Source organism: Bacillus sp. AFS015802, from assembly GCF_002561455.1.
Classification (GTDB): Bacteria; Bacillota; Bacilli; order Bacillales; family Bacillaceae_B; genus Rossellomorea.
Genome location: NZ_NTUP01000066.1, coordinates 394,668 through 420,186, shown reverse-complemented (window position 1 = coordinate 420,186; position 25,519 = coordinate 394,668). Strand labels below are relative to the sequence as shown.

The window sequence follows — 25,519 nt, the reverse complement described above, 5'->3', positions numbered from 1 at the left end:
TCGGCAAATAAATAAAGTATATAACTGGATTCTTCGCTTTCACTATTGTAAATTTAAGACAAACTACATAGGAATAAGCATATGGGAATCTACCTTACAAAAGGAGGAACACTATGCAACACTACAATCTCATCATCAACGGAGAACGAATCGGATCGGATCTTGAAAAGAAAGAGGTAACCAATCCTGCCACATCGGAAGTGATCGCCACTATCCCAAATGGAGGAAAAAAAGAGGCATCAAAAGCGGTAGACGCAGCTTATTATGCCTTCAAGGAATGGTCACAGTATTCGGCATATGAACGAAGTGAACTCATCCGAAAATGGCACGGCCTGATCGACGAAAACAAAGAGGATCTTGCCCGTACCATGACCATCGAGCAGGGAAAACCGTTAAAAGAAGCACTCGGTGAAATCCAATACGCCAACGGCTTCATCTCCTGGTACGCCGAAGAAGGAAAGCGCGTCTACGGAGAACAAATCCCTGCAACGCAGCGGAATAAACGACTATTCGTCCATAAACAGCCCGTCGGCGTCGTAGCCGTCATCACACCATGGAATTTCCCTGCGGCCATGATCACCCGTAAGGTTGCACCCGCACTTGCCACCGGTTGTACCGTCGTCATCAAACCGGCAAACCAAACCCCTTTGACCGCTATAAAGATGGCGCAGCTGGCTGAAGAAGCGGGCATCCCGAGAGGAGTCATCAACGTGGTGACCGGGGATTCGAAATCCATCGGGGAGGCGTGGATGGAAGATACCCGTGTACGAAAGCTGACGTTCACCGGTTCAACAGAAGTCGGGAAGGTCCTGATGAAGGGATCAGCCGACACCGTCAAGAAAATATCCCTGGAGCTTGGAGGTCACGCTCCTGTCATCGTAATGGCTGACTCTGATTTAGACAAAGCCGTCGATGGCGTCATTGCTTCAAAATTCCGGAATGCCGGTCAAACCTGTGTATGCTCCAACCGTGTCTATGTTCATGAATCCATCGTGGATTCGTTCACGGAAAAATTGGTGGAAAAAGTGAAGGATTTAAAAGTCGGAAACGGCCTTGAAGATGGGGTCGATATCGGCCCATTGATTGATGAAAGTGCCATCGAGAAGGTCCGTAAACATGTAGAGGATGCTGTGAACAAAGGGGCACAGGTTGCCTATGGAGGGAATGGAATAGAGGGGTTATATTTTGAACCCACTGTCCTGACAAACGTCCATGATGACATGCTTTGTATGAAAGACGAAACATTCGGTCCAGTCGCTCCGATCACGACATTCAAAACCGAAGAAGAAGCGATTGAACGGGCCAATGATTCCATCTACGGTCTTGCTGCCTATGTCTTTACAGAAAATATCACAAAGGGCATCCGGATCAGTGAGCAATTGGAGTATGGAATCGTCGGGTTGAATGACGGCATGCCGTCCACCCCGCAGGCCCCTTTCGGCGGATTCAAACAAAGCGGCCTCGGCCGTGAAGGCGGGCACCATGGAATTGAAGAATATCTGGAAGTGAAGTATATTTCGTTGGGATTATAGGAGAAAGAAGGTCGTGGATCCACGACCTTCTTTTATTTGAACTTTTCTCCCTAAAAGTTCACTTTTATTTTCACGAGATCCTGAATGCTCCCATCTTTTGCACTTCGGCTGTATACCCAGAGTTCACCGGAGCTCGCAGTCGGGGCACGGTCAAAAGGAATGCCAGTACTAAAGAAACCGTATGCAGGTGCTCCTTCGTTCGTCATGGCGAATCGCTCATTCGTTACGATCACACCATTAGTGTCTCTTAGCTGGTAATTCACGACCGCTTCAAAGACCCTCGCATATCCCTCCAGTCTTTGGCCACTGCTAATCGTTGAACTTGGAAGGGGCTTTGTCACAAAGATATTCCTTGAGGTAGGAATAGGGATAATCAAGTGATAATCGGGCCAGATGACATCACGTTGGAAACCAGGTCTATTTGCATTTGCCTCTTCAATAGCTGACACGGATACTCCGAACCTTCTTGAAATAGCAAATAACGTATCCCCATTTACGATTTTATAAGCAAAGGCGGGGACCATCAACGGCTGGTCAACGTAAATAAGATTAGGGTTGTCGATATTGTTCACTCCTGCGATAAGGTCCACGAAACTATTATAGACATTTGCCATTCCAGTAAGCGTATCCCCACTCGCAACGATATACCTCATAATCGGAGAATTGGTTGAAGTCGGAATGACCAACTCATCACCTGGAAAAATCAAACCTTGATCCGTAACAGGGGGAAACAAATAGTTTGCTCTTTCAATGGCGGCAATGTTACTGCCAAACTGGTTTGCAATCGAAAAAAGAGTGTCTCCCCGCTTAATCGTATAAATAATCCCTCTTGTTGTAATAATCGGCATTCTATCACCTCCTTTCCATACAAAGTATGGTAGAGAGATGCATAAGTGAACGGCATATTTACTAGCTTTCATTTATTTACTAGCTTTAATAGACCATGACTAATACCATTCAAAAAGTTTTATGGCCCCTCGTTTAAGGGGATACCTGACACCTGTTTTCTAAATGACATACATTCTCGAAACCCCTTCTGATACTTGCATAAATTTCCATATCATACATCTATTATCTGTTGAAATGATTAAATAAATCTGGAAAAATAGAATTTACTATTATATTAGGAAAATGGATTGACGGCGTTTTTTCCCTATGCTAGATTGTGAGTAATAATAAAATTCTTTGACGAGAAAGAGTATGATTAGAAACATGTTCAGACAGAGAATCGGTGAAAGCTGGGAGCCGTTGGACAGATCTTTTCAGAAAATCATCTATGAGATGCAAAGCCGAATACAGTAGGCTTTGACGGATTTCCACCGTTATCGAAGGAACGTGTATGAATGTACATAAAGGAAGTGCCGGAATGTTTCTTTACTGGGGAGCATACGGAATATGGGTGGTAACGCGAGTGATGGCTCGTCCCTTGAGAGGGGCGGGTTTTTTTATGTGGAATTGTCAGAATAATCTATAGAGTACTACTTAGCTGGAGGGTTTAGGATGAGAAAAAAAGATGTGCTGATTTCCGGATTTATGCTTTTTTCTTTATTTTTTGGTGCAGGGAATTTAATCTTTCCGCCTTATCTTGGAATGGAATCGGGAGGCTTCTTTGTTGAAGCGATAGCCGGGTTTATTTTGACGGCCGTGTTCCTGCCTTTTTTGACGATCATTTCGGTATCCCTTTCGAATAATGGGTTACGATCGATCGGGGAACGGGTCCACCCCATTTTCGGACTTGTATTTGCCATTGTGATCTATCTCTCGATCGGAGCTCTTTACGGGATCCCGAGGGCTTCGAATGTTGCGTATGAATTGGGGTTTTTGCAGGTCGTCAGTGTTGAGGGACGACTCCCGTTATTGTTATTCTCTCTTGCGTTCTTCGGGTTGACCTATGTACTCAGCATCAATCCGAAAAAAGTCATCGATCTCGTCGGTCAGTTTTTAACTCCTGCGTTACTTATTGTTTTGGCCGTATTATGTGTACAGGCTTTTCTTACCTTTGATTATACCGATGCCGCGGCGACAGAAAAATTCCAGTCCGCCCCGTTTCTGAAAGGTTTCCTGGAAGGTTATTTTACCATGGATGCAGTGGCGGCCCTGGCATTCGGCATCGTCATCATCAATGGATTGAAAGATAAAGGGGCGACGGGTAAAAGCGAGCTGGTCCGGGGAACCATCAGTGCCGGGATGATTGCGGCACTGGGTCTCGTGATGGTGTACCTTTCCCTGGGTTGGATCGGACGGGTCATCCCCCATGAGGAACCACTGAACAATGGTGCCGAAATACTGGTGCTGGCGTCCCGGCAGTTATTTGGATACGGCGGGAATGTATTATTTGGCCTGATCGTGATCATTGCCTGCTTAACGACATGCATCGGACTCATTAATGCATGCGGGCGCTTCTTTCATGAGGCTTTTCCAAGGTTTTCATATAAAGCCTATGTCGTGATTTTCATTTTAATAGGGATGGGCGTGACCAATCTGGGACTGGATGTGATATTAACCGTTGCAACCCCGCTCCTCGTGCTCATTTATCCTGTAGCCATAGTCCTTGTTGCCCTCTCCCTCTTTCAGCACTTCTTCGGAGAAAGCAGGAAGATGTACGTGTATGGAATCAGTGTTGCCGCTTTCTTTTCCTTTTACGAAATGCTCAACACACTTCCTATTCATATGGATGGAATACAGGCAATCCTGAACTTCCTTCCCCTCAGTGAAAACGGCATGGCATGGACCACCCCCACCCTTGTAGCGGTCACAATCGGCTACTCACTGGACCGGGTGCAACGGAAGATTACCTTTTGAGGGACGGACCTCTAAAAAAGCAGCAAGAAAATGGGCACATTCCACATTTTCTTTGCTGCTTTTTTAATCGTTGATCTTCTTTTCATAGACCTTCAAGGAATCCCCGCCAAGCCCAATGGCTTCTGTGGTATGAGTCCAGCCGTATTTTTCATAATAGCCTTCCAGGTCCGTTGTGAGATAAAGGCGGTTGTACCCTTTTTCATGAACCTCCTTTAGAGCATGCTCAAGAAGGATGGAACCAAGTCCGTCCCCTCTATGACCGGGGGCGACATACAGGCATGCAAACCACGGGTACAGATCCTGACGGCTGTTGAGGTCATTTCGAAGCAGCGCGTAAGTACCGATGATCTCATCTTCTTGTAAAGCGATATAAAATCGTGGAAGGTCTTCTTCCGTACGGCAGGAATGGAACATGCAATCATGGTAGAAGGTATAATTATCCTCACTCCCCCATTGCTTCCAAAACACGTTCACGGCTTCCTCAAACCGGTTTGAATCCTTTTGTAATTCAATTATTTTCATTGTGGTTTTCCTCTCTTTGCTCATTAGACGTACCTTTAATGATTCAACAGGGAAGCAGAAAACCCTCTTCAGCCACAAAAAAAAAGACACATCCCTCTGAATGTGCCTTTCTTAGTATTGAGTCAGTAAGCCCCGTCGGAATACGTCAGCTCATAACTGTGTGAGTAGATTTCAAAAATATTCCCGAATGGATCTTCCACATACACCATACGGTAAGGTTTTTCACCGGGATAATACTCCCGGACCGGCATGCGCTGCTTACCACCGTGCTGTTTGATCTTTTCGACCATGCCTTCTACATCGGGATCCTGGATGCAGAAATGGAATAATCCCGTCTTCCAATATTCAAAGTTATTCTCTGGCTTTTCATTATGCGGAAATTCAAATAGCTCGATCCCGATCTTATCACCTGTTGCCATGTGGGCAATTCTGAACTTGTCCCAATCGTTCCCGAATACGTCTCGGCACATCTGGCCGATCGCTGTGTCGTCATTCTCGACATCGGAAGGCTCCATGATGACGTACCAGCCGAACACCTCCTGGTAAAATTTTATCGCTTCTTCAAGGCTCGGGACGGATAATCCTATATGAGAAAATGATCTTGGATATGGTAACATTGAATGATTCCTCCTTCGTTTTGATTAGTTTCATCTAACACGACTTCATTATACGAAGATGAGTGGCTCTATGTAAGAATGCACTTTTTTGTGAGAAACTAACCTTTAGGTAAGAAAGGACTGGTTAAGACATGGATGCACCAATTGATCAACACGGAAAACTGAAGTGTTCAATCGAGTATACATTGCGAAAAATCGGAGGGAAATGGAAGACCGTCATCCTCTGGCACCTCGGGACGGAAGGGACATACAGGTACAATGAATTGAGGAGGCTGCTGCCTGGCGTTGCCCATAAAGTACTGAGCCAGCAGCTGAAAGAACTCGAAGAAGACGGATTCATCAACCGTACCCAATACGACACCATACCCCCGAAAGTCGAATACTCCATGACCGACCTCGGCATGACCCTCATCCCCATCCTTCAGCAAATGCACGAGTGGGGAAATGAACATGGGGAGTTTTAAAAGCGAGAGGGACGGACCTCCAAGCGGGAATCTTATGTAAAGTAGAAATCCCTACTGGAGGTCCGTCCCTCTTTTTAAGCTAGTGATAGAAATGCCAGCAGGATGATGAGGATGCCCGCTGCTTTATTGACTAATGGAAGATGTGGGGTGATGTTCTTTTTGAATAGGTTCACTCCTATACTCAATACAAGCCACCAGGTGACCGCGCCCATAAAGACACCGAGTATGAGCGTAACTGCCATCCGGAGGGAGCTGCTTTCTTCTGAAAACCCTAGTCCTGCAAACATTGCTGCGAAGTTGAGAATGGTGACAGGATTGGTAATCATCAGGAGCAATGTTGATGCAAACATTTGAAATGGATTCTCGCCTTTGATACTGGACGATTCCTGTGGGGGCTTCTTTCTATACGTTTTCATTCCTAAATAAACTAAAAATACCATCCCGATTATTTTTAAATATACTTGCTGTTCCAACATGAATGCGGAAACGACGGTGAATCCGAAAGCAGCAATGCTGGCATAGATGATATTGGCTGTTGCGGCACCAAGTCCCGTCAAAAATCCCGCAGTGGCGCCTTGCGATAATACTCTCTGTATGCAAAGCAACCCAATCGGGCCAACCGGTGCCGAAACAGAAAATCCAAGAATGAAGCTTTTAAGTATTAACATGATGTGGTGAATGATCCTTTCTTCATAGAAATCATGGTTATAACAGATCGATCAAAAAGAGTACACTAAAAATTGTAAGGATGATACCCGCCGCTCGGTTTATCATTCTTAATGGGGAAGATCCGACCCTGCTTCCTATCCACCCAGCCACAAAAGCAAGTCCCCACCACCACAGCGCCGACCCTGAGAACACTCCTGATACAACCGTCAGGACGGTGACGTAATCTTCTGAACCTGCCACACGAAAAACTCCAAAAATGGCAATAAAAGCTAAGATTGTCATTGGGTTCGTGAGAGTTAGTAAAAAAACCGACACAAATCCTTTCATCGAAGAAATGGTATCCGCTTCTCCCATCCCCATTACAGCAGGTGGAGAGGCGAATGTCTTCCACCCTAATAACAAAAGGAACACCCCTCCCCATAATTGAATCCAGAACTGATGATCCAGAAGGAATCCGGAAACCATTGTCAGCCCCATAACGGCAATCAAGCCGAAAAGGGCATCTGCCGCGGCAGCCCCCAAACCCGAAAAGAAACCTGTCCTTCTCCCGTAAGTCAGTGTCCTTTGAATGCAAAGAATTCCAACTGGTCCAACCGGTGCCGCGATAGCCACTCCTATCATAAGACTTTTAAGAAATAATAATGCAGAAGTCATTGTTCCCTCTCCTTAATCTGAAGAAACCGTATCTGATGGCAGTGGCAAAACATTACTTTCTTTAAGTGAATCCATCACAATCGTGGTCTTCGTACGGATTATCCCATGAAGACTTTTTATTTCATGACTGATGATACGATCCAGATCCTTCGTGTTCCTGCTCCGAATTTTTAAGAGATAGTCATCTTCCCCTGCAATATGGTGGCATTCCTGGACTTCAACCAACTCATTGATCAATTGAAGAAAAGGTTCCCGATGCTCCGGACGTTCCAGAGAAACGGCTACAAAGGCTGTCAGTTCAGCTCCCAAGCTGGCAGCGTCCATGATGGCTCCAAAATGCTTGATTACACCCTTTTCTATAAGACGATTCACCCTATCCGCCGTTGCCGGGGCACTTAGTCCGATCGTAGCTGCTAAATCAGACCATTTAACCCTCGAGTCTTGCATAACCGCATCCAAAATCTTTTTATCATAAGAATCCATAACATATAACCTCATTTAATTAAGTTTTTTATATAATAACTTAATTTTCATAAGTTGTGAAGAGAGGAATTCATAAATAGGGACGGACCTCCAACAAATCCCCTAATGAATTACAAGAGAGCCGTTTGGAGGTCCGTCCCTCTCACTTTCTATTCAAGCCATCCTGTCAGGAATTCTTTTTGGCTGCCTTCGTAATATTCTTCGAAGAACTGTGCAAAGGTGCCTGAGTCAACATGTTTGTATTGAAACTCTTTGTAGTAAGCCCCCAGGAAGTTCAATGCTTCCGATCTTCCTCCATTATCCTCGAAGAACTCATTCAACATGAGCGGTCCTTTTCCATATACAGTCGAAATATAATTCTGTTGAAATTCATTCAGCGGGGTATTCAGGAACTTTTCCGGCTTCACTGTATTCAGCACTTGATTCGAAAACGCAAAGGCTTTTCCCTCGTCCTTATATGCATATGCGAGATAGTAGGAGGATAGTAACTCTGCGAGACTTTCATCGAGCCATGCATCCCGATAAGGATTGTTCGCCACTCCCTGATAGAACCATTGGTGGGCGATTTCATGGAATAATGGATGTTCATATCCGTCAGGATCATCCGATATTTCCACGATATTCGAGTATTCCATGTCCCCATTATTTGCAATGAGATCCAATTCACCTGTCGGATTCTCTCCGATGTTATCGTGGTAAAAAAGGAAAGAATCTGCTGCTTTTTTGAGCACATCATCCATAATGGAATCTTGTTCTTTTTTCATAAAAGCCCGGATGGCCACGTTTCGATACATCCCGACTTTCACTTTTTCTGTTTTTTGTTCCCATTCATCCGGGTTCAGGAATGCGAGATAGAAATCCCGGATGCTGCTTCCTTCGATTTCCCCTTTATTCACCGGTTCTTCCGACGCATCTTCCCCGGAGCTTGCCACCAAATATTCCTCTGGAGTTTCAAAGGAAACACGATAATTTCCATAGGTTGTATCATAGGATTCGCCTTTCGGATCGAAAGGCTCTATATCCCAACCATCTTGATACGTCGCGAGCATCGGATACCACTGTGCAAGAAAGAAGTCTTCCCCTTTCTGCGACAAACGCAATCCATCTTCCGGAAGTTTCATGCTGTAGTCGATACTGATTGATTTCGTTTCACCAGGCTGCAGCTTCTCGTCAAGGTCGACAAGGAGCTTATTCCCATTTAGGGAGTACTGAAGATCCTCGCCAGTGGTATTTATGGAGTGAATGCTGGTTTTCGCATGACTTTTCAGGAATTCCGGTTTATTTTTTTCCGTAAATGCATTCGGAATGAAATAAAAGCCAATATCTCGAAACGCTTCTTCTGAATGATTGGTCACCCTGATATCGGTCTCTACACTCCAGTTTTTCTCCTTATCCATTTTTATCTTCATCGTGTAATCCCCTGTTGCACCCGGGGAAACACCGGTTTTCTTCAACGTAAAAGGCTCCCTGCTTTTTCTCAGGTCTTCTCTCGTAAGTTCGGCCACTACATCTTTGGAATGATCAGGAATCCTTCCGCTTATCAGAAAGCGCTCATACTTCTCGGGCACTTCGAACGTTAATAAAGCCGTCACTCTACCTGGAAATTTCAATCTTCCCCCACGGTAATTGAGTGCATCCACAATGTCCGTTTTCAAAGGATAATACTTCTTCTCCTTTTCATCCAATAGGAAATAGGCACCTGGTTTAAATGAGAGATTGCTTGTATTGGGATCACTATATTTGATGTCCCAGCTGACAGGTATCGTGATGAGCTGATGTTTCTTTTTTGCCTTTAATTCCGGTGGCGTTTTACTAGGTGACTCAATCAGGATCGTTTGCTGATCAAGGTCCAGCTTTTCACCAAGCTCTGCCTGCTTTCCTGCAAGTTCTTTCGCTTTTAAAAATGCGAGGGGAGCATCCTCCTGTGGCTCAACCTCCTCTTTCTTATCCGGTGCAAAGACCGACGTCGTTTTCCCTTCCGTTCCTTGTTCTTTCACGGGAGATGCCACTTTGGCGGTTTCCACTTTCTGCACTTCGGGAATTCCCTTCCCCACTAAGGTCATGACACCGAGGATGAGGATGACAGCTGCCCCTGAAAGAATATATTTGAATTGCTTTTCCACTTTCTTATCGTTGCTGTATCCTCCATTCAGTCCCTGATAAGGAGGAGTATTGGCAGCTTTCTCCGCAGGCAGGACGGCTGCGATGATTCCGGTGACGACAGGGATCGAGAGGGCGGCCACATAGATCCACCAGAGGGTGAATGGGAAGCTTCCGTAAACCTTCCAGACTAACGAAAAGGCAAAAAGCAGGCCGACGACACCGGCAAGTGCCCCTGAAAACATCCCTTCCAAAATGACAAGCATCCGGACGGTACCATTTTTCCAGCCAAGGGCTTTAAACACAGATATTTCGGGCTGTCTCTCCGCTACGTTCTGCCAGATGATTTCCGCCGTAGTCAGGATGGCGATCGAGAGGGCGATCCCCATTGCTACATAATGCATCGTACTGACTTCCATGGCCACGTACTCCCCTAACCAGGTCGTATACATGACTCCTTTCAATCGAAAGGTGATGAATAAGTAAAAGACAAGAAGACCCGTCGGCAGACCCATGGAAACGACGGATAAAACGGTCCGTTTCCACCTGGACACCATTGAATTGATGGCCATTCCGACCACTGATTCAGACCTTGCCACCCTTTTGTGTTTCATGGAGATTTCCCCTGTTCGCATCGCTTCGTATGGTCTGATTTTTTTCACAAGATAGGCGGGAATGAGGGCACCCGCGATATAAATGGTCAGTCCGATCAATCCGATGAGGGCCACTCGAATATAGGATGTTTCCAGTTCGCTTGTAACTGAAAACCATGCCAGTATGAGCCAGCTGATAAAAGATACCACCATACCCAGCAATAATGCTTCAAGGAGAAGGAGCCTTGAAAGCTGACTCGGACGCCAGCCCAATGAAAGCAAAACGGCAAACTCCTTTTTCCGGGCGTACATCATGATGAGATTGGAGGAAAACACATACACGATCGCCACCAGGATGACGCTCCCCACTACTCCTGACACCCCAAGCTTTGCTTCTTTAAAAATCGTGATGGAAGAACCGATCTTAATCCACGGCTGTTCGATCCACCCAAAGCCCTTTTCCCCCAGAATGCCCGGGATATGAGTCAAAGCAGGCTGCGGGGTGGACCCTAAAGTGATATCCACGATCAATCCCGTTTTCTCTTCGATTTCTTTTGCCACTTTTTGAAGGGCTGCTTCACTATCTTCATTGAAGGCGTCAACCCCCTTCACGTTGACACGTATGGCTGAGATGGGTTTGTCCCCCAGAACATGAGCCGCCGCATCCAGTGTCGTCAACATCAAAGGAGGCTTCGTCAGGAAACCATAAGGATTGTTTGCAGGTTTCATCGTGACGGGTGGATTGATGGGATCCCCTTTTTCATCTACTACCCAGCTGGCTTTCGAAGGAAAGTACGTTTCGACGGGCAGCTCCGTCAAGGGGTCTTTCGAAATGGTCAGCTTCTGGGCATCAAAGATCCCGATGTAGTCCAGTCGAAGCCGCGGCCAGCTTGAGCTATCCTCTCCGAACGATTCAACCGGCCTGTACGCCTGATCGACTGCCAGAAGAGAATCCTCCGGTAAGCTGTATGGTTCCACTTCATAACTGAATGCCCATCTTTCCCGAAATGGGCTGGTCACCGGCTTGTATTCCACCGGCGACGGCTTGAAGGCCATCCAGCTCATCTCTCCCAAACCTGATTCGAAACTTGGATTCATGACGGAATTGACAATTTTTTTGTGCGCTTCCTCTGTCGTGAAACTTCTTTCTTCCACGACACTTCCTGTTTGCTCCTCTAAATATTTCTCCCCTCCATTCTTTTTCACTTTTTCCATCGTTGCATCCTGATTATCGGGATCGAATGGCATATCGAGCTTTTCCACTGTATAGTGTATTTCCCCATCAACGAATTCACGGTTGCTTAGAATGACCGGTATCGATATATCGTTCAGGTTGCCTTCCAATGGTATATCCATGACCTCGTCATTCTCTGAAAAATACCGGCTCCCTTTACCATCCACCATAGCATTGTCGAGTCCAACAAGCTTCGCTTCCTGTTCGGGATCGATCCCTGCAACGAGGACCTGTGTACCGTAGGATAACTCACCTATTGACTCACCAACCCCATAAGCCCGATCCATCGAATACTGTCCGCCACCCACTGTAAAATAATAGTTCCCGTCGTTAACCTCCGCTTTCGCCCCGGTCTGAACCGTTTCTTTTTGATTCAACCGGTAAATACCCGGCTCTGTTATGTTCAACTCTCCCATTTGAACATCATTGAATACATACCCCATCACAGAGATGGGTGCTGCAATCTTGACATCGTCCATTCCCTTAATGGTTTCATATTGTTCGAGAGTGATGCCTCCGTCGAGTCCACTCAAATAGTTTGGTTCTAATAGATTCATATCTTCCGTGACACTTCTGGAGTCAGGCGGCCTCACTACCATGTGATAGGAAGATTTCCACCTTTTCTGGAGTTCATTCACAATCGTTCCATTGTTGGTTTGGGTCATCCCGACGAGATAACTCAGTCCGACACTTAGAAGCAGGACTCCGATAATCAGCAGGATGAACCGCTGCTTGTTGCGCCACCACGTATTCCATATAAAGCGGATCACAGGGCTCCCACCATCCGATCAGATAGAATCCTGCCATCCTTCATTTCAATGATTCGATCCGCTTTCTCAGCAAGTTCCGAGTCATGAGTGACAAAGATGACCCCACAGCCCTTTTCCTTATTGAGTGATTTTATAATTTGAAAGATGAGCTCCCCTGTTTCCGTATCCAGGTTGCCTGTCGGTTCATCGGCCAACAGCCATTGAGGCTCGTGGACCAACGCCCGCGCTATCGCCACCCTTTGCTGTTGACCACCTGATAATTGCGAGGGAAGGGAGTGTAATTTATCACCAAGCCCTGTTGATTCAAGCAACTCTTTCGCCCGTTGTTTTTTATCATAAGGAACTTTTCTTGAGAAAAGAGGTGCCATCACGTTCTCCAATGCCGTCATGGTAGGGATCAGATGGAATTGTTGAAAGATGAAACCGATGTTCTCGAACCTGAAATCCGCCATTTGCTTCTGATTGAATTCAGTGACATCTCTTGATCCAAATGAAATGTTCCCATCCGTTGGCTGATCCAATGTTCCGATCACACTCAACAGTGTTGATTTCCCCGAACCTGATGAACCTACGACAGAGACGAATTCCCCCTTTTGAAACTCAAGCGACACCCTCAACAAAGCATGCGTCTCTACGCCTTCACCCTTATATACCTTTGAAACCCCATCAACCTTGACCCCATTAGCCATCCGAAATCCCCCTGTTATATTTGTTTGAATTTTTTAACAATTATAACAGAAACACTACAAAAACATTACAAATATTTGAAAATACTAGAGGGACGGACCTTGTGCTTCAGATGGTGAGTCTAGAGAAGAGAATCGATATTTCATAGATTTCTACTCTTTGCTTCTTTCCCCATTCCCATTTATCCTGATAATAGAAGGAGGGTTTACGATGTCTATCATTTTGAAACGAATCTATGAGGAACCTCCCCGATTAGGAGGTCACCGAATCTTAATCGACCGTGTCTGGCCTCGTGGAATATCGAAAGAAGATGCAGACCTTGAAGAGTGGATGAAAGACATTACTCCCAGTCCCTCTTTACGGAAGTGGTTTAACCACGACCCCGAAAAGTTCGAGAAGTTTAAACAAGCCTATAAAGACGAACTCCATCAAAATGAAGAAAAACAAAAAAAACTGCGGGAACTGAAAGAAATGGCAGAAAATGAACGCGTAGTCCTTCTCTACGGAGCAAAAGATGAGAAGCACAACCATGCCGTCGTGCTTAAAGAAGTTCTGGATGATATGTAAGAGGGACGGACCTCTACATCAGCAAAATTCGCTGATTGAAGGTCCGTCCCTCAAAAAATACTTTCGATCAAAAGATAGATGCCGCTAAATAAGAGGAGTAGGTAGGTAAGGATTTGAAAGAGCTTTTGATTGATTTTGCTGAATAATGCTTGTCCTGACAGGAGGCCAACAGCTACTACCGGTAATGCTTGCAGGCTTGATTTCCAAACGGTCAGAGTCGTTCCGGCCACTTTCACCTGTATCCCTAAACTGACGAGATAGATGAATAAATAAAAGGCTAGGGTCGTGCCCCGAAGTTTCTCTTTCTTTGTCCCAGTGCCTGAAAAATACAGAAGCAGAGGCGGCCCTGGCATTCCGATACTCGTAGTCAGCACCCCTGACAGTCCTCCTGCCAGAAAGTCCCGGGGAGTCGACTGCCTGATGCGGAATTTCAAGATAAGTAAAATCGTGAGCAGTATGATGACCAGGCTGATCACTACCTTTAGGAGACTCATATCAATAAGAGTAAAAACCACTATTCCCAGGAATAAGCCGGGCATGCTTCCGATTACAAACCTTTTCACCAGTGAAAAGTCAATATCCCGCCTGATTTTCACAATCAGTGCCAAAGAAATCACAAGGGATAAGATCAAATTAATCTGAATCGCTTCTTTAGGAGGATACAAGAGCAGTAGAAAAGGTGTAGCCATGATGGAAAATCCGAACCCGGTACTGGTCTGCAAGATGGATGCACATAAAATGATCGCCATAAACAAGATGAATGTACTCAAGACACACGCTCCTTACTCTTTCTTTCAAGCAAATATCGATTTGATCCCACCCATAAACCAATCTCGGCTAGTAGAAACAGACACACAATCCACGCCCAAATATGTAAAAACTCCTCATGAAACGGATAAAAGCGATTCAAATAATAAGGATTATCATGCATGGTCATCGTAAAAGCATAGAACATCCCAAAGGTGAAGTTCCGCGACCACTGACTAATATGATAGGTGAAAACCCCCTTTTTCCAACCGAGTTTCTGAATCCGCTTGGCTGCTCTCACCATTTCCAGCCATTCCACACCAATCAGAAGGACAAATACAACCAGCCAAAACATCATCATAATCCTTCCGGACAGCAACTCAGACGAGACGATGGCAAGGCCCGTAATGGATAAAGCACCGTGAATGATACAGTTCGTACTCGGCCAATCGTCCACGAGTGTCCAACGGTTCCCTCTGCCATAACGAACGATCATCAATGTCAGCCCAATCAAATAAAAAAAGGTTCCCAGTGATATCGCCCCAATCAGCAATCCCTCTGGAAGAGAAGGATAAAGCTTCACCCAAAAAATCACCACCGACTGGGTGGCAACGGTAGACAGTAACACGACACCATGAGTGGAGTGGGCTGTCGGCCGTTTCATCAACTCTTTAAACTGGTAGACGCAGCTTGCCATAAAACCGAGCAACATCATCGTATTAAGCAGCATGACAACCTGAACCGCCACGCTCATATCCGGAAAATATTTGACGACCACATTACTCAATACCGATATACCCGCAATCCATGATCCGATGACGAAAGAAGGTACAGGTTTCGATAGTAAAAGACTTCTATATGATCTATTTAACAACTGCTTAATAAGAGATTTATATATAATGGCAGTCAGCACAACCAAGGAAATACTCAATATTTTTGCCGTGATGTGGTTCACCCATTCAAAGGCATCAATAGCAGCATAAAGAAAGATTCCAAGAGCCATAACGATGGCACCTGAAGCTGGATCAATGCTGTTTTTGTTTTCTTCAGTCTTCATGTTTCTACCTTAAAGACCTCCTCTGCCTGTTGGAAGGAGGGAGCCAAATGAAATTCCCGGGCACTCGTATTCTTATTCACAATCCTTCCTCCTACCCTCAAAATATTAACTATATAAGTTTAACATTTCTCAATCAAAAAGAGGGACGGGCCTTCAATAAGCAATAAAACCCTTGGGTTCATTGCTTATTGAAGGTCCGTCTCTCACTTGAAAAATAAATTGTTTTTTACCAAAAAAAAGGTTTTAATTACCTTTATATGGGTACTTTCTAAGAGACTTTTAAGAAAGGGGATGCCCTATGTTTGAATCAACGGTTGAATTAGTCATCGTATTGTTCTTGTTTATTTATTCAATCATCACGACCCTCATGATCATTAAAAATCGCAAAAAATAAGAGGAGGAAAAATTTTTGAGCAAAAAATTCCATAATTTAAGCATGTTGGTAATGATCGCTGTCCTTGTCACATCTTCATTCTTGAGTTTCACTGGAAATGCGGGTGCAGAAGAGCCCTTGTTTACAAAGGGAGAATCCAACGTAGATAATCAGGAATTTAATCACATCCGGAACTCCTTAAAAAAGACGGAAGAATATCAGTTGTACAAGACAACCTCTAAAATCAACTCCATCTCAACCGATCAAATTGTCATTAACACAGTGGAAGGAACAAAAGGAAAAATAGCGTATATCGAATTCATTTTCGGTAAATACACAAGTAAGAGCAATGGTTTAGCATATGTGCAGTTCACCTATGATACAAAAGCTGAAAAAGTCATTTCTCACCAAGATCTTTTTGCCCAAAAGGTTGATGATGAAAATATAAACTTAAAAATGCTTTACCATTTTAACCACAATAATAAGGAGATTTATGATGTAACAATCGACAAAGACGGGCTGCTTTTTGATAAGGATGGTCTGGAAATGAGCCAGGAGGATTTTCTTTCGAATGGACAGCTGAACATTAAGTCATTGACTGCTCCAAATGGACAAGATGAAATCGGGGCGCTCGGTTTCTGTGAGTATGCTGTAGCGGGTCTGTGTGGGACAGGAGGAGGAGTTGCGTGTTACGGTGTAGCGGCGGCACTTGGTCTTACGACTGGTGTTGGGGGACTTGGGTTAGCTGCGGTATGTTCTTTAATTGGAAGCTTAGGTTGTGCAGCGGCTTCCGATCAAATTTGTGGCTAGGCTATCAATATTATAGTTTTAACACTTCGTTAAAAACCATCATGTAGCATCTCCGAAAATAAAAAGAGTGTCAGTTTAGTTTAGCTGCTTCTAAACTAAACTGACACTTATTGCTATTTCATTCGATTATCCTTAAGAGACAACTGGGTCTGCCTTTCCTAATACGATACACCCGTCCGCGTATGAGTCTTCTTAAATTCATTCATATCAGGATCGAAGTAATCTTCATTGAATGCAGGGACGAACTTACCGTCCTTCAAGTAACCGGATCCCCATGTCGGATCCAGGGTCACCCATTCCCCATCAAGATTCGCTTCCACCCACGCATGCCTTCCCGGGAAAATACCGCCTGCCCTGCCTTCCACGAATCTCGCCTCAATATCGCTGGCACGAAGCATGGCAATCGCCAGATACGCATAATCCTGGCACACGCCGGTTTTGGATTCCAGTGTTTTCAAAGCACTGTCATCCCAGTTGAAATCATCGTTTTCATACTTTTTAACATCATACGAAACATTCTTTGCGACAAAATCATAGATGGCTTTTGCCTTGTCCCTGTCACTTGATTTTCCAGAAGTGACGGTTTCTGCCTGCTTCTGGATTTCAGGGGAGTCCGACTGAACACCGCGTGAAGGCAGTAGATCCCGCTTGTCTTCACCTGTGGATTCCACTTCGAACTTTGCAAATCCGAAAAACCTGAAGTAATCACTGTTTTCTTCCTTGATTTCAGGTACACTGAGGGTCACTTCATATGTTCCCGGCCCAAATCGCAGGTAAAACGAATCATCAAAGTTGAAATCTTCAACAGGGATGACATCCAACGCTTCATCCTCCCCTTTTTTGGTCGTGATATAAATATGCGTCGTTTCAGGGCCAAATTCTGCTTTCGGATCGATGCTGCCTTTAATCCTGTATAGGCCATCCGACTCCTCTCCACCAAATTGAGGAGATTCGAGGGTCACTCCCCGCTCCCGATACGTATCCGCATACTCAATCGGGCTCATCACCCGGTCGGACTCGTTATCAATGAGAAGAGTGGTCGCCGTCTGGTAGTAATTTTCACGGTCTCCATCCGGTACCAGCACTTCAAGCTCGTGAATTCCTTTTCCGTAAAACAAGGGAACATCATAGTTAAATTCCCCATCCTTCACGGGGATGACATGACTCCAGTTATCCGAATCCTTCTTCAGTCTGAGCATGATCGTATCTTCATCCGTGAGATTGGCAGCCTCTCCTTTTAAAGAAAAGACTTCATTTCCTTTGACATAGCTGGATTTCGTTTTTAAGGACAGTTCCGCATCCTGACCAAATGGTGTCAGGGTCACATCCCTATTGGCCTCAGGATTCACATTATGGACAGTAAATGACGCCGTATCATAGTAGTAATTTTCACGGTCCTTGCTTGGGAGCTGTACAGAGACGCTATACTCACCTTTCCCGTTGAAAAAGTGGATATCCTGCTTGAACTTGCCGTCTTCAATCGGTGTGTAATATTCGAGCTGCCTTCCTGCAGGTCCTTCTTCACTCGCTCTGACCTTTATCCAGGCAAAGTCCGATTTCAGATCTTGATACTTTTCAATTTTCCCCTTCACGCTCACCTTTCCATTTGCAGCGAATTCTTTATATGCCGGCTCATCGATTGTGACGCCGATTTCTTCACTGTAGGAAGTGAGTTTCAGAGGTTCCTCTTCCCCTATTTCATCATTCATTTTCTTTACTTCTTTTTCATACGGATCTTCTTCTCTTTTATCGGCTTTCGTTTCCCCGCTGCTGGCATTGGAGTCACTGCATGCCGTCACAAACAGGAAACTGCTCAACAAACACAGAACTAACATCAAAAACGAACGTTTCTCCCTCATGTCTTCCTCCTCAAAACTTCTTTGCTATCTACACATACGAACCAGACAGCTATTAGTTTCTGATTCTATTTTACTATTCATTTTAGGGACGGACCTCTACTGGTGAGAACTTCAGTTTAATCGGGTCTGTTTTAAGGTCCGTCCCTCTTCCATTTCTAAATGTGCTTATAATAAATGATGGTCGCCTCTAGTTCCCCGTAAGGCGAGGTGGCATAATCTGGTATCCGTCCTCCCTTTACGTACCCAAGGGAGGTGTACAAATGATTAGAAGGAGCTCCTTCTACCGTATCGAGTATGAGCAAGGTCCGTCCCTCTTCTTTCGCTCTTTTCTCTGCGGTTTGCATGAGTTTTTTGGCGATGCCTTTTTGACGGAATTGGGGGTGGACCATCATTTTGGCGATTTCGGCTCTGTGGGTACCGTTTTGTTTGGTGCAAAGATGAAGCTGCACAGTTCCTGCAATGGCTTCCTCCACCCAGGCTATGTAAAGGATCACATGGGGACGCAGTGCATGACCCCAGAACTCCACTGCAGTAGAACGTTTCATTGGGGATAAAAAACCTATGGACGCCCCGTCGTCCACTACTGTCCTTAATAGGTGAGAAAGCTCAACTATATGCTCATCTATGGTTGTCAGTTCTTTAATTTCCAGATTTTTATTCATTATGGCACCTTCCCTGCGGATTTTTTTATTTCTCACCTGTTCCTCTCCTCCATCATTTCTATAATCAAAGTATAACGGGAAATCATCCAACCCTCTAACTTTTTTTGGGATTTCTGCATTTTTGTTATACACTGAATAGAACAATTCTGTTATACTTAACATATAACAAAACTAGGAGGTGACACTTTGTTTATCCAAATTGAACCTCAATCGGATACACCGATCTATGCACAGGTAAGAAACGGGATCATGGAGGGGATTGTCAGAGGTGAATTGATTCCCGGGGACATTCTTCCTTCTGTCCGGAGCCTTGCTGGGGATCTGGGTGTGAATATGCACACGGTGAATAAAAGCTATCATGAATTGGAAAGCAAAGGGGTGATCCGGATTGTTCCGAAGTCGGGTGCCGTCATTTGTTCACCTTCCGAGGGAACGATTCCACCAGAAAGGTTGAATCAGATTTCAGAAGAATTACGGCCGATCTTAGTCGAATCACTGGTCGCCGGCATGAGTGAAGAAGAAATTGCAAAATTAGTCGCGTCGATCATTTCAAACGTTAAGGGGGAATAAAAAATGGAAATGACTCTTATTTTCGTCACGGTAGGCTTTCTGGCAGCACTTCAAATGACGGTTCCTTTCATTGTGAAACGAACGGTGGTGTTTGGTGTAACCATTCCTGTTGATGAGGTAAAGAATGTCCAGCTTCGTCATTATAAAAAACTTTATGCCATCCTGACATTGTTCGTCTCAATCATCGTGTTGGCCACCTATTTCATCTGGTCATCAATGAACACCCTCACCGAAAATCAACTCATTTTTGCTGGATTGTTTATGCCCTTTGTCATCTTATTAATCTCGATGGCCCTTTATTTTTATTTTCATATGAAAGTGACCCAAATGAAAAAGAAAGAGCAGTGGTTCAAGGATCGTAAACAGGTTCGCGTTTCTGAATTGAACCTCAGAACAAAGGATGAAATGCTCCCATGGGTCGTGTATGTCGTCCCCATGGTCATCACAGTCGGGTTAGTGGTGTTTACTTTATTAAATTATACCAGCCTCCCGGACCAGATCCCTACCCACTGGGGACCGGATGGTAAACCTGATGCTTTCACCGGTAAAACGTATCTTTCCGCTTTGACACTTCCACTCGTGTTACTTGTGATGAATGCCATGTTCCTCGGGATCAATGAACTTACAAGAAATTCCGGCATCAAGCTGAGCGCAGGGAATGTCAAGTCATCCCGCGTCCGTCAGCTGCGCCTTCGAAAGTACACGAGCTGGCTATTGTTATTCATCTCCATCCTGGTGTCCATGCTGTTTACATTCCTGCAGTTCACCACCCTGTACGAAAACAGCGTCAATGACCTGCTGATCATCACGATGCCACTTGCCTTCTCTGCACTCGTCCTGATTGGGACAGTCATACTCGCAGTCAAGGTAGGGAAAAAGGATTCAGATCTGGACGTGGAAGTCATTGATGAAGGCACCAGCGACGTGATCAATGCAGATGATGATCAATACTGGAAAGGCGGACTCTTCTACTTCAACCCTCAAGATCCTTCCATCTTCGTCGAAAAACGCTTCGGAGTGGGCTGGACCTTGAACTTCGCCAGACCACTGGGATACCTTGTCCTGATCGGACCACTCCTCGTCATACTGATCGTGACACTCCTATGATGTAGAGGGACGGACCTCAAAAATCAAGCAAAGACGTGACGCAAACGTCCTGTTGATTTGAGCTCCGTCCCTTTCTTTATGCGATTTCCACGATTTATCCTCCTATCGGACAGTTCCATTATTCACCTGAAACCGAGGTCCGTCCCTACTAAAAAAGGCTCAATCTCTGGAAATTCGGCTTTTGTTATGGACAGATTGTTCGGAATACTATATAAATAGTAGATGGAAACTCACAAAGAAAACGTTTACAACACGAGATGACAAGGAGGATTCTATGTTAGATGTGCTAGACAAGATTAATTCATTCTTATGGGGGACACCAAGTTTAGTACTATTATTCGGGACAGGGCTTTTCCTGACATTCATGTTAAAAGGGCTTCAGTTCCGGAAACTGATGTATGCTTTTAAACTTGCTTTTACGAAAGAGAAACCTTCTGCTTCCTCTGACCAGTCCGAGGGGGATATCAGTAACTTCAAAACGCTGATGACGGCTTTATCAGCAACGATCGGAAACGGAAATATCGCCGGGGTGGCAACCGCCCTGACCATCGGGGGACCCGGGGCCATCTTCTGGATGTGGATCGTCGGTCTTCTCGGTATGGCGACGAAATACGCCGAAGCCCTTCTCGCCATGAAATACCGTGTGAGAAATAAAAACGGGGAGTACTCAGGCGGTCCTATGTATTATGTAGAAAAGGGACTCGGCAGCAAGTGGAAGTGGCTTGGCATCGCGTTTGCCTTATTCGGTGCATTCGCAGCTCTCGGCATCGGAAACAGCGTTCAGTCGAATACGATTGCCGACGTCATGAGCACAAGCTTTCATATTGATAATCTAGTAACAGGAATTGTTCTCGCTGTACTTACGGGATTGATTATCTTCGGAGGAATTCAGCGGATCAGTACCGTCGCTTCCTTCTTTGTCCCGGTTATGGCATTCCTGTACATCGGAGGCTCACTCCTGATCATCGTATTAAATTACGACATGATCATTCCAGCGTTTAAAATGATTTTCTTTTACGCATTCAATCCTGTGGCAGCGGCAGGCGGATTTACCGGGATCATCATCTCTGAAGCGATCCGCAGCGGGGTTTCAAGGGGTATTTTCTCCAATGAGGCAGGTCTTGGTACCGCAGCGCTGATTGCCGGTAATGCGAAAACCGATCACCCTGTCAAACAGGCTCTTGTTGCCATGACTGGGACATTCATCGTCACGATCGTCGTTTGTACAATGACCGGTCTCGTATTGCTGATCACAGGATTCTGGGATCCGACCGGAGGAGCGATATCGGGCGTCGAACATGCACCGAGTCTTGACGGCGGGGCATTGACGAGCGCCGCGTTTGGACATGCACTTGGTGTGGTTGGAGAGTACATCGTATCCTTCTCCGTCATCTTCTTCGGATTCTCGACGATTGTCGGATGGTATATGTACGGGGAAAAATGCTTCGAATATATTACGAATTATCGATTCGCCAACTCCTACAGACTCATTTATATTTTAGCAACGGGCCTCGGTGCCGTTGCAAACCTGGAGCTCGTTTGGGCATTTGCAGATATGTCTAACGCATTGATGATGATTCCGAACCTGATCGCCCTTATTTTACTCTATAAGGTCATCGTCCGTGAAACGAATCATTACTTCAATGAGTACATGCCCATGATGGAAGCTCAACCAAGGAAGAAAGCCAGTTAAAAAGAAACCCGGTGTGATCATCACGCCGGGTTTTATATTTATAGTACGATTTCATATTTACTGTGACGGCCGTGGATATGGATGACTTCTTTTAAGGTATATCGCTCTTGGTAGTAGTGATTCAATCCTTCGTTACGTGCGATGCAATCAAAGCGTATGAATTTATTTCCTGCTTCTTTTGCCTCTTTTTCGACCCAATCCAGTAAGGCGGCGCCTAACCCTTTTCCCCCATGGCTTCTATGTACGACTAAACGATGCAAATACACAACCTCATCCTGGGCCTCTTCTCCCCAAAGGTCCACATCCCATTCACTTGGATCATTCTCAATAGTAAGAGTAGAAACGGGTTGACCCTCTTTTTTAACAAGATAGGTCGCCCCGTTTTCAATGGAACGGAGAATCTCTTCTTTGTTTCCATCTAAATCAGTCAAATAGTAACTCCACTGCTCCGTCCTTTTTGTCTTTAACCAGGCGGCCGCATTCACCAAAAGCTCCAAAACCTTGTGTAGATCCTCCGGTTTTGCCTGTGTGATTTCATAAACTTCTTCATCCAGTATAACTCGCATGGTCTTTTCTCCTTTCCCATTTTTGTATAATAACCCTTCATCCATTATTTGGACAAAAGCGTTGACCATTCCTTCATTTCAAAAAACTAAATCATGTTTAAGTAAGGAATAGAAGAGGAATTACCATTAACTAACATCCTTTTAAGCCAATCTTTTTTGATCAGGAGCGTATGGAGGATCGTTTGGTATTACCTAGGTTACTCAAATATTCGTACTTACTACTTTTTAGGAGGGACACCATGAAATTTGCAGGTATAGGTTTAGTTATTCTAGCCGCTATATGCTGGGGCATTAGCGGGGGGATTGCAGATATTTTAATGGACAAGGGTTGGGATCCTCTTGTGATTTCATTTTACCGAGGGGGAGTCGGACTCATCTGTTTCTTTGTGTGGTTCCTCCTTCGCTTTAGACAAAATAGGGGCATCTCTGTTCGTTTATTCTTATGGGCTGTATTTGCGGGTGTCGGTGTTGCTGGAAATTTCACTTTTTATTTTCTAAGTATCCAGGCTTCAAGCGTTGCTGTTGCCGCCACTTTAATGTACACCGCCCCTGTATTCGTACTTTTAATGTCCTTTTTATTTCGGATAGAACCTTCTACTTGGTTTAAATGGGGCTGTATTACCGGTGTTCTATTTGGAATAATCCTGCTTACAGGTGCCTACAACATTGAATCGATTTCGGGGAGTTTTTTCGGGGTGGCAGCTGGGCTTGCTGCTGGTCTCTCCTATGCTTTGTTTATTTTCGGATTTAAAAATGCCTCTTCTACCGGAAACCCGCAGACCACATTAACCATTGCTTTTTTTTCATTTTGTCTCATCCTTTTTCTCTTTACTGACAAGGGTGAAGCCGCTGCTGTGTTAGCATCCAGTGATATAGGATGGTTTTTACTTTTAGGGATCCTGGGGGCTGGGCTGTCATTCATATTGTATGTGACGGGAATTCGATGGACTACTCCGGCAAATGCTTCGATGGTCGCTATGGTAGAGCCGGTGACAGCTTCATTATTTGGCGTTCTGGTTCTCGGAGATCACCTGACCCCCATTCAGATTATTGGAATGGTGATCATCCTGATGACGGTTTCCGTACTAAGTGTAAAGAAGTCCGATTGAATCTATTCTTATGACTTCAAAAAAAGGAAGGCAGTGTATACTCCCTGCCTTCCTTTTTCCTTCGGTTTATGAATGGTCAAGACAACGTTCCATCGATCACGCAAACCACTTATGCCACATATGATCATTTCTGCCTCTGGCAAAGGCATCCACACGATTCGCTCCCCAGGATACTGCACCCGGCGATGAACGTACGCCTCCCCGTGGTGCGCCCAGGTCCTCCCAATTGCTCCAGCGGGAGCCGTTCCACCATTTGTGCCACATATTGTTGTTGTCTCCACGGACAAAGGTATCGATGCGGTTCGGTGCCCATGAAGATGCTGCCGGGGCGCCTTCAAACCCTCTAGGAGGTGAACCGAGATTCTCCCAATTACTCCATCGTGAACCGTCCCACCACTTATGCCACATCCGGTCGTTATTCCCACGGACGAAGCAATCGATTCGATTTGGTCCCCAGGATACCGCACCCGGTGAATCCCTTAAGCCGCCTCTTGGCGCGCCAAGGTTCTCCCACTGGCTCCAGTTCCTTCCGTCCCACCATTTATGCCAAAGATTGTTGTCATATCCCTGGACGAACACATCCAATCGGTTCGCTGACCATGAAGAAACAGCGGGATCCCCCTTGAAGCCCCGCGGCGGTCCCCCGAGGTCTTCCCATTCACTCCATCCTCTGCCGTCCCACCATTTATGCCATAGCGTGTCACGGTTTCCCCTTACAAAGGTGTCAATCCGGTTCTGACTCCACGATACGGCAGCCGGTGAGCTCCTCAGCCCTCTTCTTGGTGCTCCGAGATCCTCCCAATTACTCCATCGTGAACCGTCCCACCATTTATGATACATCCTATCATCTTCACCTCTGACGAACGTATCCAGACGGTTCGCCTGCCATGAAGCAACAGCGGGTGAACCCTTCATTCCGCGAAGCGGTGCACCAAGATCCTCCCATTCCCTCCAGTTGGCACGGGAATCAAATGGGTCATGGTAAATCGGCTGCTGTGGGTATCCATGATATGGGTCGACGTAATTCAGATTCTGTGGATAATAGGCAGGTTGTGGAAAAAACTGCTGATAAGTATGTGGTAAAAGAGCGTCTTCATGATCGCTTCTTACTTCTGCTCCATACGGATGGCATTCATACGGTATCGGATAAACCGGAAAGCGTTGCTGAAAAAACATACTGTATCCCTCCTCTCCCATTTACAGTATGCAGGTGCCCAGACGAAGGAGTATGTACATATTTTCATAGAAAATGGACCCCCTCCACGTGTGGAG

Annotated in this window: 23 protein-coding genes and 1 other annotated feature; of the genes, 9 read left to right on the top strand and 14 right to left on the bottom strand. The window is 45.4% G+C overall.

What is annotated here, in order from left to right:
• The first annotated feature begins 113 nt into the window (after positions 1-113).
• A complete protein-coding gene (locus CN378_RS19500; protein WP_098354141.1) occupies positions 114-1,532 on the top strand; it encodes an NAD-dependent succinate-semialdehyde dehydrogenase in 1,419 nt (472 codons plus the stop codon).
• 50 nt (positions 1,533-1,582) lie between these two features.
• Here CN378_RS19500 and CN378_RS19495 read toward each other — a convergent pair whose 3' ends face one another.
• Positions 1,583-2,380 carry a Gmad2 immunoglobulin-like domain-containing protein gene (locus CN378_RS19495; RefSeq protein WP_098354140.1) on the bottom strand — a complete coding sequence of 266 codons (798 nt, stop codon included), beginning with the start codon at positions 2,378-2,380 and terminating at the stop codon, positions 1,583-1,585.
• Between the two features lie 328 nt (positions 2,381-2,708).
• Positions 2,709-2,962: a binding site (T-box leader), on the top strand.
• A gap of 70 nt (positions 2,963-3,032) precedes the next feature.
• Here CN378_RS19495 and brnQ point away from each other — a divergent pair.
• On the top strand, positions 3,033-4,334 hold the full coding sequence (gene brnQ / locus CN378_RS19490; RefSeq protein WP_098354139.1) for a branched-chain amino acid transport system II carrier protein: 1,302 nt from the start codon (positions 3,033-3,035) through the stop codon (positions 4,332-4,334).
• A 63-nt stretch (positions 4,335-4,397) separates the two neighbouring features.
• Here brnQ and CN378_RS19485 read toward each other — a convergent pair whose 3' ends face one another.
• Complete coding sequence (locus CN378_RS19485; protein ID WP_098354138.1) at positions 4,398-4,856, bottom strand: GNAT family N-acetyltransferase; 459 nt, start codon at positions 4,854-4,856, stop codon at positions 4,398-4,400.
• 122 nt (positions 4,857-4,978) lie between these two features.
• Positions 4,979-5,473, bottom strand: a complete 495-nt coding sequence (locus tag CN378_RS19480) for a lactoylglutathione lyase family protein (protein WP_098354137.1) — start codon at positions 5,471-5,473, stop codon at positions 4,979-4,981.
• 131 nt (positions 5,474-5,604) lie between these two features.
• On the opposite strand from CN378_RS19480, the gene CN378_RS19475 reads away from it, so the two are divergent.
• Positions 5,605-5,937, top strand: coding sequence for a winged helix-turn-helix transcriptional regulator (locus tag CN378_RS19475; RefSeq protein ID WP_098354136.1), 333 nt, complete (start codon positions 5,605-5,607; stop codon positions 5,935-5,937).
• Between the two features lie 74 nt (positions 5,938-6,011).
• On the opposite strand, the gene CN378_RS19470 is transcribed toward CN378_RS19475, so the two are convergent.
• The 5 genes from CN378_RS19470 to CN378_RS19450 all read right to left on the bottom strand — a co-directional run bounded on the left by CN378_RS19470 (position 6,012) and on the right by CN378_RS19450 (position 13,129).
• Entirely contained in the window at positions 6,012-6,605 is a 594-nt protein-coding gene (locus tag CN378_RS19470) for a LysE family translocator (protein ID WP_098354135.1), read from the bottom strand.
• A gap of 37 nt (positions 6,606-6,642) precedes the next feature.
• Entirely contained in the window at positions 6,643-7,260 is a 618-nt protein-coding gene (locus tag CN378_RS19465) for a LysE family translocator (protein ID WP_098354134.1), read from the bottom strand.
• A gap of 12 nt (positions 7,261-7,272) precedes the next feature.
• Positions 7,273-7,743, bottom strand: a complete 471-nt coding sequence (locus CN378_RS19460; protein ID WP_098354133.1) for an Lrp/AsnC family transcriptional regulator — start codon at positions 7,741-7,743, stop codon at positions 7,273-7,275.
• A gap of 149 nt (positions 7,744-7,892) precedes the next feature.
• On the bottom strand, positions 7,893-12,440 hold the full coding sequence (locus tag CN378_RS19455; protein WP_098354132.1) for an FtsX-like permease family protein: 4,548 nt from the start codon (positions 12,438-12,440) through the stop codon (positions 7,893-7,895).
• Positions 12,437-13,129, bottom strand: a complete 693-nt coding sequence (locus tag CN378_RS19450) for an ABC transporter ATP-binding protein (RefSeq protein ID WP_098354131.1) — start codon at positions 13,127-13,129, stop codon at positions 12,437-12,439. Before CN378_RS19450 ends, CN378_RS19455 begins: the two co-directional genes overlap by 4 nt.
• 208 nt (positions 13,130-13,337) lie before the next feature.
• Between CN378_RS19450 and CN378_RS19445 the strand changes: the two genes are divergently transcribed.
• A complete protein-coding gene (locus tag CN378_RS19445) occupies positions 13,338-13,694 on the top strand; it encodes a DUF488 domain-containing protein (protein WP_098354130.1) in 357 nt (118 codons plus the stop codon).
• 50 nt (positions 13,695-13,744) lie between these two features.
• Here CN378_RS19445 and CN378_RS19440 read toward each other — a convergent pair whose 3' ends face one another.
• Together CN378_RS19440 and CN378_RS19435 are read right to left on the bottom strand one after the other, a co-directional pair.
• Positions 13,745-14,443 (bottom strand): sulfite exporter TauE/SafE family protein, encoded by a 699-nt coding sequence (locus CN378_RS19440; protein WP_098354300.1) that lies wholly within the window; start codon positions 14,441-14,443, stop codon positions 13,745-13,747.
• A 17-nt stretch (positions 14,444-14,460) separates the two neighbouring features.
• Positions 14,461-15,498, bottom strand: a complete 1,038-nt coding sequence (locus tag CN378_RS19435; RefSeq protein WP_098354129.1) for a TDT family transporter — start codon at positions 15,496-15,498, stop codon at positions 14,461-14,463.
• Positions 15,499-15,907: 409 nt separating this feature from the next.
• On the opposite strand from CN378_RS19435, the gene CN378_RS19430 reads away from it, so the two are divergent.
• Positions 15,908-16,681 (top strand): halocin C8 precursor-like protein, encoded by a 774-nt coding sequence (locus CN378_RS19430; protein WP_098354128.1) that lies wholly within the window; start codon positions 15,908-15,910, stop codon positions 16,679-16,681.
• Positions 16,682-16,839: 158 nt separating this feature from the next.
• Here CN378_RS19430 and CN378_RS19425 read toward each other — a convergent pair whose 3' ends face one another.
• Both CN378_RS19425 and CN378_RS19420 read right to left on the bottom strand, forming a co-directional pair.
• On the bottom strand, positions 16,840-18,540 hold the full coding sequence (locus CN378_RS19425) for a transglutaminase domain-containing protein (protein ID WP_098354127.1): 1,701 nt from the start codon (positions 18,538-18,540) through the stop codon (positions 16,840-16,842).
• A 155-nt stretch (positions 18,541-18,695) separates the two neighbouring features.
• Positions 18,696-19,202, bottom strand: a complete 507-nt coding sequence (locus tag CN378_RS19420) for a GNAT family N-acetyltransferase (protein WP_098354299.1) — start codon at positions 19,200-19,202, stop codon at positions 18,696-18,698.
• A 186-nt stretch (positions 19,203-19,388) separates the two neighbouring features.
• Between CN378_RS19420 and CN378_RS19415 the strand changes: the two genes are divergently transcribed.
• The 3 genes from CN378_RS19415 to CN378_RS19405 all read left to right on the top strand — a co-directional run bounded on the left by CN378_RS19415 (position 19,389) and on the right by CN378_RS19405 (position 22,572).
• Positions 19,389-19,772 carry a GntR family transcriptional regulator gene (locus tag CN378_RS19415; protein ID WP_098354126.1) on the top strand — a complete coding sequence of 128 codons (384 nt, stop codon included), beginning with the start codon at positions 19,389-19,391 and terminating at the stop codon, positions 19,770-19,772.
• 3 nt (positions 19,773-19,775) lie between these two features.
• Positions 19,776-20,879 carry a DUF1648 domain-containing protein gene (locus CN378_RS19410; RefSeq protein ID WP_257141214.1) on the top strand — a complete coding sequence of 368 codons (1,104 nt, stop codon included), beginning with the start codon at positions 19,776-19,778 and terminating at the stop codon, positions 20,877-20,879.
• Between the two features lie 274 nt (positions 20,880-21,153).
• Positions 21,154-22,572: an alanine/glycine:cation symporter family protein gene (locus tag CN378_RS19405; protein ID WP_098354125.1), complete on the top strand. Its 1,419-nt coding sequence runs from the start codon at positions 21,154-21,156 to the stop codon at positions 22,570-22,572.
• A gap of 38 nt (positions 22,573-22,610) precedes the next feature.
• Here CN378_RS19405 and CN378_RS19400 read toward each other — a convergent pair whose 3' ends face one another.
• Positions 22,611-23,138 (bottom strand): GNAT family N-acetyltransferase, encoded by a 528-nt coding sequence (locus tag CN378_RS19400; protein WP_179884992.1) that lies wholly within the window; start codon positions 23,136-23,138, stop codon positions 22,611-22,613.
• Between the two features lie 239 nt (positions 23,139-23,377).
• On the opposite strand from CN378_RS19400, the gene CN378_RS19395 reads away from it, so the two are divergent.
• A complete protein-coding gene (locus tag CN378_RS19395; RefSeq protein WP_098354123.1) occupies positions 23,378-24,247 on the top strand; it encodes a DMT family transporter in 870 nt (289 codons plus the stop codon).
• Between the two features lie 96 nt (positions 24,248-24,343).
• Here the strand turns inward: CN378_RS19395 and CN378_RS19390 are convergent, their stop codons facing one another.
• On the bottom strand, positions 24,344-25,423 hold the full coding sequence (locus tag CN378_RS19390; RefSeq protein WP_098354122.1) for a PLL family lectin: 1,080 nt from the start codon (positions 25,421-25,423) through the stop codon (positions 24,344-24,346).
• Positions 25,424-25,519: the final 96 nt, after the last annotated feature.

Excerpts from the sequence above, each read along its gene's own strand:
- CN378_RS19450 (WP_098354131.1), bottom strand. The coding sequence starts at position 13,129 with ATGGCTAATGGGGTCAAGGTTGATGGGGTTTCAAAGGTATATAAGGGT.
- CN378_RS19405 (WP_098354125.1), top strand. The coding sequence starts at position 21,154 with ATGTTAGATGTGCTAGACAAGATTAATTCATTCTTATGGGGGACACCA.
- CN378_RS19445 (WP_098354130.1), top strand. The coding sequence starts at position 13,338 with ATGTCTATCATTTTGAAACGAATCTATGAGGAACCTCCCCGATTAGGA.
- brnQ (WP_098354139.1), top strand. The coding sequence starts at position 3,033 with ATGAGAAAAAAAGATGTGCTGATTTCCGGATTTATGCTTTTTTCTTTA.
- CN378_RS19500 (WP_098354141.1), top strand. The coding sequence starts at position 114 with ATGCAACACTACAATCTCATCATCAACGGAGAACGAATCGGATCGGAT.
- CN378_RS19400 (WP_179884992.1), bottom strand. The coding sequence starts at position 23,138 with ATGCGAGTTATACTGGATGAAGAAGTTTATGAAATCACACAGGCAAAA.
- CN378_RS19470 (WP_098354135.1), bottom strand. The coding sequence starts at position 6,605 with ATGTTAATACTTAAAAGCTTCATTCTTGGATTTTCTGTTTCGGCACCG.
- CN378_RS19425 (WP_098354127.1), bottom strand. The coding sequence starts at position 18,540 with ATGAGGGAGAAACGTTCGTTTTTGATGTTAGTTCTGTGTTTGTTGAGC.
- CN378_RS19465 (WP_098354134.1), bottom strand. The coding sequence starts at position 7,260 with ATGACTTCTGCATTATTATTTCTTAAAAGTCTTATGATAGGAGTGGCT.
- CN378_RS19410 (WP_257141214.1), top strand. The coding sequence starts at position 19,776 with ATGGAAATGACTCTTATTTTCGTCACGGTAGGCTTTCTGGCAGCACTT.
- CN378_RS19495 (WP_098354140.1), bottom strand. The coding sequence starts at position 2,380 with ATGCCGATTATTACAACAAGAGGGATTATTTATACGATTAAGCGGGGA.
- CN378_RS19435 (WP_098354129.1), bottom strand. The coding sequence starts at position 15,498 with ATGAAGACTGAAGAAAACAAAAACAGCATTGATCCAGCTTCAGGTGCC.
- CN378_RS19475 (WP_098354136.1), top strand. The coding sequence starts at position 5,605 with ATGGATGCACCAATTGATCAACACGGAAAACTGAAGTGTTCAATCGAG.
- CN378_RS19460 (WP_098354133.1), bottom strand. The coding sequence starts at position 7,743 with ATGGATTCTTATGATAAAAAGATTTTGGATGCGGTTATGCAAGACTCG.
- CN378_RS19440 (WP_098354300.1), bottom strand. The coding sequence starts at position 14,443 with ATGGCGATCATTTTATGTGCATCCATCTTGCAGACCAGTACCGGGTTC.
- CN378_RS19390 (WP_098354122.1), bottom strand. The coding sequence starts at position 25,423 with ATGTTTTTTCAGCAACGCTTTCCGGTTTATCCGATACCGTATGAATGC.
- CN378_RS19480 (WP_098354137.1), bottom strand. The coding sequence starts at position 5,473 with ATGTTACCATATCCAAGATCATTTTCTCATATAGGATTATCCGTCCCG.
- CN378_RS19420 (WP_098354299.1), bottom strand. The coding sequence starts at position 19,202 with ATGAATAAAAATCTGGAAATTAAAGAACTGACAACCATAGATGAGCAT.
- CN378_RS19485 (WP_098354138.1), bottom strand. The coding sequence starts at position 4,856 with ATGAAAATAATTGAATTACAAAAGGATTCAAACCGGTTTGAGGAAGCC.
- CN378_RS19395 (WP_098354123.1), top strand. The coding sequence starts at position 23,378 with ATGAAATTTGCAGGTATAGGTTTAGTTATTCTAGCCGCTATATGCTGG.